Source organism: Paenibacillus caui (assembly GCF_019904135.1).
GTDB lineage: Bacteria > Bacillota > Bacilli > Paenibacillales > Paenibacillaceae > Fontibacillus > Fontibacillus caui.
The window spans coordinates 1-1,603 of the sequence record NZ_JAIOGQ010000075.1; the positions used below are offsets into that span (position 1 = coordinate 1).

At 53.2% G+C, this 1,603-nt stretch carries 1 protein-coding gene; it reads left to right on the plus strand.

Annotation, left to right across the window (positions count from 1 at the left end):
• The first annotated feature begins 112 nt into the window (after nucleotides 1-112).
• Nucleotides 113-1,579 carry a transposase gene (locus tag K7397_RS21145; protein WP_337926772.1) on the plus strand — a complete coding sequence of 489 codons (1,467 nt, stop codon included), beginning with the start codon at nucleotides 113-115 and terminating at the stop codon, nucleotides 1,577-1,579.
• Nucleotides 1,580-1,603: the final 24 nt, after the last annotated feature.

Here is a 1,603-nt window from a genome sequence, read left to right on the forward strand (position 1 = left end):
CTGGACAGTGAAAAGTTCTCAATAAAAATATAACCCTCTCAAGCGATTGTATGGTATCCTTTAGTTTCCACACAGAAAGGAGATCCAATCGCAGAAAGGGTTATAGCAAGTAGTGTACCCGATTTCAAGACGATTGACCAGACCCATGCTCAAAACGATCGATTCCATCTTACTCCAGTTCCGTCCTTGCTTCTCCAGACAAGCAGCCTATCATTGGTTCGTTATCATTATTACAGGCTTGATGCTGCGCTCCGATCATTTGGGCGTCACCTCTATCATTCGGGATCTGGCTTTGCATCCCCGGTGCTACGAAACCCTGATCCATTTCTTTCGTTCCTCCGCCTGGTCGCTGGACACGCTCCGGGTGGTCTGGCTTCAGGTTGTTCAGCGTAGGGCTCCGCTGTTTTACATCAACGGGATGGTGGTGCTTGTCGGCGATGGCGTCAAACAGGGCAAAGAAGCCAGCCGGATGCCCGGCGTCAAGAAACTCCACCAGGAATCCGAGAATTCCTCCAAGGCCGACTATATCTTCGGGCATTTATTCGGTGCCATCGGCATTTTGATGGGAACGCCTCAGAAGTGGTTCTGCCTGCCGCTGTTCCTGAGTCTTCAGGATGGGGTGAAAGCCATCTTCGGTTGGGCAGACCAACCCGAGCGCCAGGAGTCCCATGTGGTGCAGATGATCGATCAGGGCTATGCCGCCGCCAAAGCGTTCGGGAAAGCGCTCTTCCTGCTGGATCGCTACTTCCTCACCGTTCCGGCGCTCAAGCGGTTGAACCATTGGAATCAGTCGGGAACCGCCCGTATGCATATCGTGACGAAGGCCAAGTCCAACGCGGTCGCGTATGAACGCCCGTGCGTCCAAGCAGCAGGCAGAGGCCGTCCCCGAAAGAAGGGGGCCCAGATCAAGCTAATGACACTGTTTCAAAGCCGCGCCGCCGCGTTTGAATCCGCCACGGTGATGATGTACGGCAAGGAAGAAACGGTGGAGTACCTGTGCCTGAATTTGCTGTGGGGGCAAGGTCTCTATCAGGAGCTGCGTTTTGTACTGGTGAAGCTGGGCGGGCAATGCGCCGTCTTGGTGAGCACCGACCTGACCCTGGAGCCGATCGACATCATCCGGTTGTACGGGTACCGCTTTAAGATCGAATGTACCTTCCGGGAAATGAAACAGGCCATCGGCGGGTTCAGCTACCATTTCTGGAGCAAGTCCATGCCGAAGCTGAAGCGGTACATGAAGAAAGGGGAAGTCCATCCCCTGGAGCAGGTTGTGAACGAAAAAGAGCAAAAGGATATTCGCTTGACGGTCAAGGCCATTGAGGGCTATGTGATGTGTAGTTGTATCGCCATGGGTCTCTTGCAACTCATTGCGGTGCAGTACTCTTCCCGGGTTCCAGCTTTGTTCTTTCGCTACCTGAGAACGCCGTCGAAAGCCATCGTCTCCGAGGCTACTGTCATGACGTATCTGCGCAAATCTATTTTTCACCTGTTTGCTCGCAACCCGCATCTATCCATAACGAGAATAATCCGCTCCAAGCAAGAGCAGCTTGATTTTGACAGCGATTCTCTGGCTTCTTAACCCTTAGAACTTTTCACTGTCCAG